9 protein-coding genes and 3 pseudogenes are annotated in these 8,223 nt (G+C 47.6%); 6 read left to right on the forward strand and 6 right to left on the reverse strand.

The genetic code is table 11. The features are described 5' to 3' along the window. Positions 1-86 precede the first annotated feature (86 nt). The 5 genes and pseudogenes from istA (at position 87) to qac (ending at position 3,692) form a co-directional block, all read left to right on the forward strand. Positions 87-1,109, forward strand: a complete 1,023-nt coding sequence (istA, locus tag ABVN36_RS24235; protein ID WP_000255946.1) for an IS21-like element IS100 family transposase — start codon at positions 87-89, stop codon at positions 1,107-1,109. Further along, positions 1,106-1,888, forward strand: coding sequence for an IS21-like element IS100kyp family helper ATPase IstB (gene istB, locus ABVN36_RS24240; RefSeq protein ID WP_001317493.1), 783 nt, complete (start codon positions 1,106-1,108; stop codon positions 1,886-1,888). Before istA ends, istB begins: the two co-directional genes overlap by 4 nt. A gap of 67 nt (positions 1,889-1,955) precedes the next feature. Further along, positions 1,956-2,306 (forward strand): annotated as a pseudogene (locus tag ABVN36_RS24245) (chloramphenicol efflux MFS transporter); the annotation flags it as partial. A 92-nt stretch (positions 2,307-2,398) separates the two neighbouring features. Continuing rightward, positions 2,399-3,237, forward strand: a pseudogene (gene aadA1 / locus ABVN36_RS24250) (ANT(3'')-Ia family aminoglycoside nucleotidyltransferase AadA1). Between the two features lie 122 nt (positions 3,238-3,359). Continuing rightward, on the forward strand, positions 3,360-3,692 hold the full coding sequence (gene qac, locus ABVN36_RS24255) for a quaternary ammonium compound efflux SMR transporter QacL (RefSeq protein ID WP_000800531.1): 333 nt from the start codon (positions 3,360-3,362) through the stop codon (positions 3,690-3,692). Between the two features lie 246 nt (positions 3,693-3,938). On the opposite strand, the gene ABVN36_RS24260 is transcribed toward qac, so the two are convergent. Further along, on the reverse strand, positions 3,939-4,571 hold the full coding sequence (locus ABVN36_RS24260) for an IS256 family transposase (protein ID WP_020802982.1): 633 nt from the start codon (positions 4,569-4,571) through the stop codon (positions 3,939-3,941). Positions 4,572-4,593: 22 nt separating this feature from the next. On the opposite strand from ABVN36_RS24260, the gene ABVN36_RS24265 reads away from it, so the two are divergent. Further along, positions 4,594-4,869 carry a hypothetical protein gene (locus ABVN36_RS24265; RefSeq protein WP_109023896.1) on the forward strand — a complete coding sequence of 92 codons (276 nt, stop codon included), beginning with the start codon at positions 4,594-4,596 and terminating at the stop codon, positions 4,867-4,869. Positions 4,870-4,871: 2 nt separating this feature from the next. Here the strand turns inward: ABVN36_RS24265 and sul3 are convergent, their stop codons facing one another. The 5 genes and pseudogenes from sul3 to ABVN36_RS24290 all read right to left on the reverse strand — a co-directional run. Then, entirely contained in the window at positions 4,872-5,663 is a 792-nt protein-coding gene (gene sul3, locus ABVN36_RS24270) for a sulfonamide-resistant dihydropteroate synthase Sul3 (RefSeq protein ID WP_000034420.1), read from the reverse strand. Positions 5,664-6,131: 468 nt separating this feature from the next. Next, a complete protein-coding gene (locus tag ABVN36_RS24275; protein ID WP_001354008.1) occupies positions 6,132-6,377 on the reverse strand; it encodes a GrpB family protein in 246 nt (81 codons plus the stop codon). A 37-nt stretch (positions 6,378-6,414) separates the two neighbouring features. Continuing rightward, positions 6,415-7,278 (reverse strand): SDR family oxidoreductase, encoded by an 864-nt coding sequence (locus tag ABVN36_RS24280; protein WP_000612791.1) that lies wholly within the window; start codon positions 7,276-7,278, stop codon positions 6,415-6,417. A 145-nt stretch (positions 7,279-7,423) separates the two neighbouring features. Next, positions 7,424-7,681: pseudogene (locus ABVN36_RS24285) on the reverse strand (hypothetical protein); the annotation flags it as partial. 54 nt (positions 7,682-7,735) lie between these two features. Continuing rightward, the coding region (locus ABVN36_RS24290; protein WP_032067477.1) for an IS6-like element IS26 family transposase at positions 7,736-8,223 on the reverse strand (488 nt) is incomplete at its 5' end.

Raw genomic sequence — 8,223 nt, forward strand, 5'->3', positions numbered from 1 at the left:
TGTCACGAACGGTGCAATAGTGATCCACACCCAACGCCTGAAATCAGATCCAGGGGGTAATCTGCTCTCCTGATTCAGGAGAGCTTATGGTCACTTTTGAGACAGTTATGGAAATTAAAATCCTGCACAAGCAGGGAATGAGTAGCCGGGCGATTGCCAGAGAACTGGGGATCTCCCGCAATACCGTTAAACGTTATTTGCAGGCAAAATCTGAGCCGCCAAAATATACACCGCGACCTGCTGTTGCTTCACTCCTGGATGAATACCGGGATTATATTCGTCAACGCATCGCCGATGCTCATCCTTACAAAATCCCGGCAACGGTAATCGCTCGCGAGATCAGAGACCAGGGATATCGTGGCGGAATGACCATTCTCAGGGCGTTCATTCGTTCTCTCTCGGTTCCTCAGGAGCAGGAGCCTGCCGTTCGGTTCGAAACTGAACCCGGACGACAGATGCAGGTTGACTGGGGCACTATGCGTAATGGTCGCTCACCGCTTCACGTGTTCGTTGCTGTTCTCGGATACAGCCGAATGTTGTACATCGAATTCACTGACAATATGCGTTATGACACGCTGGAGACCTGCCATCGTAATGCGTTCCGCTTCTTTGGTGGTGTGCCGCGCGAAGTGTTGTATGACAATATGAAAACTGTGGTTCTGCAACGTGACGCATATCAGACCGGTCAGCACCGGTTCCATCCTTCGCTGTGGCAGTTCGGCAAGGAGATGGGCTTCTCTCCCCGACTGTGTCGCCCCTTCAGGGCACAGACTAAAGGTAAGGTGGAACGGATGGTGCAGTACACCCGTAACAGTTTTTACATCCCACTAATGACTCGCCTGCGCCCGATGGGGATCACTGTCGATGTTGAAACAGCCAACCGCCACGGTCTGCGCTGGCTGCACGATGTCGCTAACCAACGAAAGCATGAAACAATCCAGGCCCGTCCCTGCGATCGCTGGCTCGAAGAGCAGCAGTCCATGCTGGCACTGCCTCCGGAGAAAAAAGAGTATGACGTGCATCCTGGTGAAAATCTGGTGAACTTCGATAAACACCCCCTGCATCATCCACTCTCCATCTACGACTCATTCTGCAGAGGAGTGGCGTGATGATGGAACTGCAACATCAACGACTGATGGCGCTCGCCGGGCAGTTGCAACTGGAAAGCCTTATAAGCGCAGCGCCTGCGCTGTCACAACAGGCAGTAGACCAGGAATGGAGTTATATGGACTTCCTGGAGCATCTGCTTCATGAAGAAAAACTGGCACGTCATCAACGTAAACAGGCGATGTATACCCGAATGGCAGCCTTCCCGGCGGTGAAAACGTTCGAAGAGTATGACTTCACATTCGCCACCGGAGCACCGCAGAAGCAACTCCAGTCGTTACGCTCACTCAGCTTCATAGAACGTAATGAAAATATCGTATTACTGGGGCCATCAGGTGTGGGGAAAACCCATCTGGCAATAGCGATGGGCTATGAAGCAGTCCGTGCAGGTATCAAGGTTCGCTTCACAACAGCAGCAGATCTGTTACTTCAGTTATCTACGGCACAACGTCAGGGCCGTTATAAAACGACGCTTCAGCGTGGAGTAATGGCCCCCCGCCTGCTCATCATTGATGAAATAGGCTATCTGCCGTTCAGTCAGGAAGAAGCAAAACTGTTCTTCCAGGTCATCGCTAAACGTTACGAAAAGAGCGCAATGATCCTGACATCCAATCTGCCGTTCGGGCAGTGGGATCAAACGTTCGCCGGTGATGCAGCACTGACCTCAGCGATGCTGGACCGTATCTTACACCACTCACATGTCGTTCAAATCAAAGGAGAAAGCTATCGACTCAGACAGAAACGAAAGGCCGGGGTTATAGCTGAAGCTAATCCTGAGTAAAACGGTGGATCAATATTGGGCCGTTGGTGGAGATATAAGTGGATCACTTTTCATCCGTCGTTGACATTTGCAGTCCGTGTTAGGCTTTATTGCTCCAATGTGGCTAGTGGGTATTGGTGTCGCCACAGCGGTATCTGTGGCGCCCAATGGCGCTCTTCGAGGATTCGACCATGTTGCTGGAACGGTCACGGCAGTCTACTTCTGCTTGGGCGGTGTACTGCTAGGAAGCATCGGAACGTTGATCATTTCGCTGTTGCCGCGCAACACGGCTTGGCCGGTTGTCGTGTACTGTTTGACCCTTGCAACAGTCGTGCTCGGTCTGTCTTGTGTTTCCCGAGTGAAGGGCTCTCGCGGCCAGGGGGAGCATGATGTGGTCGCGCTACAAAGTGCGGAAAGTACATCAAATCCCAATCGTTGAGAGAATGTGGCAAGCTATCGCCCAACAAATCGCTGCAGCCGACCCAAAACCGCTACGCGGTTTCGGTCGGCTGAGCTCAGGCGTTAAACATCATGAGGGAAGCGGTGATCGCCGAAGTATCGACTCAACTATCAGAGGTAGTTGGCGTCATCGAGCGCCATCTCGAACCGACGTTGCTGGCCGTACATTTGTACGGCTCCGCAGTGGATGGCGGCCTGAAGCCACACAGTGATATTGATTTGCTGGTTACGGTGACCGTAAGGCTTGATGAAACAACGCGGCGAGCTTTGATCAACGACCTTTTGGAAACTTCGGCTTCCCCTGGAGAGAGCGAGATTCTCCGCGCTGTAGAAGTCACCATTGTTGTGCACGACGACATCATTCCGTGGCGTTATCCAGCTAAGCGCGAACTGCAATTTGGAGAATGGCAGCGCAATGACATTCTTGCAGGTATCTTCGAGCCAGCCACGATCGACATTGATCTGGCTATCTTGCTGACAAAAGCAAGAGAACATAGCGTTGCCTTGGTAGGTCCAGCGGCGGAGGAACTCTTTGATCCGGTTCCTGAACAGGATCTATTTGAGGCGCTAAATGAAACCTTAACGCTATGGAACTCGCCGCCCGACTGGGCTGGCGATGAGCGAAATGTAGTGCTTACGTTGTCCCGCATTTGGTACAGCGCAGTAACCGGCAAAATCGCGCCGAAGGATGTCGCTGCCGACTGGGCAATGGAGCGCCTGCCGGCCCAGTATCAGCCCGTCATACTTGAAGCTAGACAGGCTTATCTTGGACAAGAAGAAGATCGCTTGGCCTCCCGCGCAGATCAGTTGGAAGAATTTGTTCACTACGTGAAAGGCGAGATCACCAAGGTAGTCGGCAAATAATGTCTAACAATTCGTTCAAGCCGACGCCGCTTCGCGGCGCGGCTTAACTCAAGCGTTAGATGCCAGATTTGGCGTTGCGTATGCTCACAGAAAATCGACAGCCGCAAGACTGTTTTTGGCAACTCATAGCCACCACTATTTATCCTTCATACCGTAGAGGAGATTGCACGTGAAGAACTGGCTCTTTCTGGCTATTGCAATATTTGGTGAGGTCGTCGCAACTTCCGCACTGAAGTCCAGCCATGGATTCACCAAGTTAGTTCCTTCTGTTGTAGTTGTGGCTGGCTACGGGCTTGCGTTCTATTTCCTCTCTCTCGCACTCAAGTCCATCCCGGTCGGCATTGCTTATGCTGTTTGGGCTGGCCTCGGCATCGTACTTGTGGCAGCTATCGCTTGGATCTTCCATGGCCAGAAACTAGACTTGTGGGCGTTCGTTGGCATGGGACTTATCGTTAGTGGCGTCGCCGTTCTAAATCTGCTATCCAAGGTCAGCGCACATTGATCGGGCTGGCATCTAACAGTTCATTCAAGCCGACGCCGCTTCGCGGCGCGGCTTAATTCAGGTGTTAGTCGGACGCCTACGGCGCCGAGGAAAAAAGAAACCAAACCATTCTTGCTGCCAAAGAGAAAAACCCCTTACGGTGGCGTACTGGGAAAGTGCGTATCTACGACGCCTTGCCGGTCTCAATGTCATGCCGTCCTCTTTCGAAGGCTGCTTGATGCAAACCTCTCAAAAATCTGGCATAAACTATCTTGACATATTCCGATTGAACACCTTCCGAATATCAGCGGCTATCAGCGGGATCTCATCTTTTTTCGTGACGTAGGAGTGGGCATTCTGCTGCAGATGAAACTGGCAGCGTTGCCACAGAATTCCAGGGAAGACAGCATCGATTGCCGCGCGCAGTCCTGAGTGGTCATCACTGGTGATCATTCGCAGGCCGTGCATCCCTCGTCGTACGAGACCCTCGAGAAAGGAACGCCAGTTTACCTCTGCCTCACTGTTCGCGACTTCGGCGTCAAGAATATGCCGATTCCCGCTGTAATCAACGCCAATAGCCACTAGAAGCGCCTGCTTGACCACATGGGAACCGACGCGAACCGATTCATAGGTCGCATCAAGTACCAAGTATTGAATCTGTCCGACAGGCTGCGCCTTCCAAGACGTAATCTCTTCATCGAGCTCCTTTGCCAGCCTGCTGACCTGGGACGAGCTGACTTCGGTGCCACAAAGAATTTCGACGATATCCGAGACCCTGCGGGTACTTACTCCTTTGACATACATTTCGGCGATGGCGAGCTTGAGAGCACGCTCACTGCGCATGCCTTTCTCGATGCAGCTGGGATAAAACTCCATCCCGCGAACTTGTGGTACTTTCAAGAGGACTTTCCCGGTCGCAAGATTGAATATTGGATTATTTGGATTTACCAACAAACACTACTATTTAGCTACGAAAACTCAAGAGAAGTACACAAAACCTTTTGGAAGTGATGGAAGTTTAAGTCCTCTTGATTATAGTGTAGGTATTGGAACAGGTTTAGAATTAGGACATTTCCAGTTTATGTTTGGCTATGATTACCCTCTTAGTAACAGTTCGAAAGATCCAGACCTAAGTCAAGTACGCCAACACAACTTCAGAGCAAGTATAGCATATTCATTTAGAAAGCTAAAAAAATAAAACTAACCTAGGGCTTTGGATATTTTCAAGGCATCTGATAAAGACTTAACATCATGGGTGCGGAGATAATCTGCACCTTTTTTGTATGCATACATTTCTGCTGCAAGAGTTGGTGCTAAACGAGATTTCACATCGGTTCCAGTTATTTTACCTAAGAATGATTTCCGTGACACTGCAATCATTACTTGCAAATTAAAAGCTTCTTGAATTTCAGGGAAACGCTTCAAAACAAGAATAGATGTTTCTGGATTAGAGCCTAAAAAGAAGCCCATACCCGGATCAAGAATAATTCGTTCACGCTTTACACCAGCCTCAACTAAAGCAGCAATTCTTTCTTTAAAAAATTCCATCATGGAAGTAAAAACCTCTTCCGGATTCGTTTCAACTTTAGTAGCTGCACCAATTCGCTGAACGGAGTGCATCAACACAAGTTTGCAATCTGACTTTGCCAAGCCTGAATAAATCTCAGGATAAGGAAAACCTTGAATATCATTAATAAAATCAACCTTTTGTTCTATGCAAAAACTCTGAACCTCAGGTTTAAATGTATCAACAGAAATAGAAATGCCTTTTTCTTTTAAAGCCTTAATGACAGGTTTGAGTCTTTTGATTTCTTCCACAACGCCCACTTCAGTTGTATCAGGATTACTGGAAGCGGCTCCCAAATCAATCACATCTGCTCCATCTTCAACCAAATGCAGAGCATGCTCAATTGCCTTATCTGTATCTAAATAAAGTCCTCCATCGGAAAAACTATCGGTGGTTATATTTACGATTCCAAAAATCTTGCTCATATCATTTTGCTTTGATTACAAAAGTAGCATTTATCTTAATTAACTAATTATCACTTACGCAAATTGACACATTTTCCCTATCTTTGCAGCCTAATTTTTTTGTTTTAATTCATTATGAAAACTGATAGGAACTGTCATTTCGAGTTTTTCGCGGTTTTGGGTCAAAATTCGGTTTTTTCCCCGAACTACGACTGTTTTCGCACCCCGAACAACTAATCCAATCAGAATTTTCCGGCAACGCCGACTCCAAGAAGTGTAATTCCAGTCTATTTCTGCCGTCAACCCCTGATTCGCGTTAATGCGACAAAGCTCAAACACATAACTCCCCCACGAAGCCATATAAACTCCGATTTCGAGGTGTTATCCTGTTCCGCATAAACTTCGTTTTTGGGTATTATACCTACACCAAAGCAAGAAGATTATGGGTCCAAACTTCATTTGTATATTTTGCAAACAAATATCTGCCTGTCATATCTGTCGGAGTGTGGTGATACTCCTTTGCATTAAAAATGCGCTGATAAAAGGTAGTTCAGCAAAAGGCGAAACGCCAATAAATATATCTATAACCGGTTTCGCCCGTTGATTGGGTATCGCCGTGCTTCCGATATGTTCAATGGCTACGGCATGAGAACCGAAAAAATGGAGCAATTTTATTTTCTCTTCTTCAAAATTCTTTGTCCAATCCGGGTTATATTCCATAATTTCAATTTTCATGATAGTTTCGTCCTTGCCTCAAAAACCATGTTTGGTATTATACTCCATATCTCTCCGGTGCAGGAATAGCCTTTTCTGATGCACGGCTAACAGCTTCCCATTCTTCCCAGGTAGCCATCCGTGCTTTTAAGGTATCCATCGCCAAATCGTATACCATGCTGCCAAGGATAAGCCTCAAAGGCGGATTATTGCTGGCTACTAATTTCATAAGGGCTTCCGCTGCCAAGGAAGGATCACTATCGACCGAATCTTCGGAATACTGTTTCGCCAGCTCATCGCGCAGTGTACCGTATGAATCTAATGGATTGCTGTAACTCATCGAAGTGTATAAATCTGTCCAATATCCTCCTGGTTCCACCATAGTGAGTTTCACTCCGAAATGTTCCGCTTCTTTTGCTAAGGCTTCACTCATTCCTTCCAGCGCAAATTTACTTGCACTGTAAATACCAGACATCGGACCCGAGATAATAGCGCCAATGCTTGTAATCTGTATGATATGTCCAGAACGCTGCGACCTCAAATAGGGCATCACTGCCTGACAAACCCAAAGAGCTCCAAAAAAGTTTGTGTCCATTAGTTTCCGAGCATCGGATTCGTTTAGTTCTTCAATCATACCCATAGTCATGATACCCGCATTATTAACAACAATATCAAGCCTACCGAAATGTTTAACTGCTGTTTCAACCGTAGAAAAAACAGCCTCCCTATCTGTAACATCGAGGTTTAATGGCAGTAAGCTCTCTTGATATGTTTCTTCTAGCTTCGCCAAATTATCGATAGTCCTTGCAACTGCAACAACTTTATCCCCGGCTTTCAAGGCGGCGCATGTAAAAGCATAGCCAAGCCCCTTGCTTGCTCCGGTAATAAACCATACTCTTTTATTTTCGCTATTAGGTATCATAGATATTCTCCTTTAGGCTATTATAGAAAGATTATTATAAGCGAAATTAATACCGTTAAACGCCATGAGCCCGACAATTTTGAGCACTTTGTTTTGTACTCCCAGAAGCTCACCACTACAAATTATCATCAACCCGGTCCTTTTTTCAGTCCACTTGCGGTTTCATTGTTACTTTGTCATAGCGTCGTGTCAGAATGCGGCAGAGAACAGCGTTTACTATCAACGCAACACCAGACCAGAAAAACCATGTATTAACACCTATAACCTCAACAACCGGACCTGCAACAAGTAAGCCTATCGGCATAGAAAGAGTCATGGCGGTCATCAAAAGGGAAAACACCTTGCCCATCATTTCAGGGGCAATGCTTTCTTGAACATAAGCCATAACAGGAACATTCATAAATGGGCACTGTTGCAAAGTTAGCGATGAGGCAGCCTTTTGTCTTATTCAAAGGCCTTACATTTCAAAAACTCTGCTTACCAGGCGCATTTCGCCCAGGGGATCACCATAATAAAATGCTGAGGCCTGGCCTTTGCGTAGTGCACGCATCACCTCAATACCTTTGATGGTGGCGTAAGCCGTCTTCATGGATTTAAATCCCAGCGTGGCGCCGATTATCCGTTTCAGTTTGCCATGATCGCATTCAATCACGTTGTTCCGGTACTTAATCTGTCGGTGTTCAACGTCAGACGGGCACCGGCCTTCGCGTTTGAGCAGAGCAAGCGCGCGACCATAGGCGGGCGCTTTATCCGTGTTGATGAATCGCGGGATCTGCCACTTCTTCACGTTGTTGAGGATTTTACCCAGAAACCGGTATGCAGCTTTGCTGTTACGACGGGAGGAGAGATAAAAATCGACAGTGCGGCCCCGGCTGTCGACGGCCCGGTACAGATACGCCCAGCGGCCATTGACCTTCACGTAGGTTTCATCCATGTGCCACGGGC

Source organism: Salmonella sp. SJTUF15581 (assembly GCF_043356775.1).
GTDB classification, from domain to species: Bacteria; Pseudomonadota; Gammaproteobacteria; order Enterobacterales; family Enterobacteriaceae; genus Salmonella; species Salmonella enterica.

Coding starts and splice junctions, on each gene's coding strand:
- istA (WP_000255946.1), top strand. CDS start 87: ATGGTCACTTTTGAGACAGTTATGGAAATTAAAATCCTGCACAAGCAG.
- sul3 (WP_000034420.1), bottom strand. CDS start 5,663: ATGAGCAAGATTTTTGGAATCGTAAATATAACCACCGATAGTTTTTCC.
- ABVN36_RS24275 (WP_001354008.1), bottom strand. CDS start 6,377: ATGAAAATTGAAATTATGGAATATAACCCGGATTGGACAAAGAATTTT.
- ABVN36_RS24280 (WP_000612791.1), bottom strand. CDS start 7,278: ATGATACCTAATAGCGAAAATAAAAGAGTATGGTTTATTACCGGAGCA.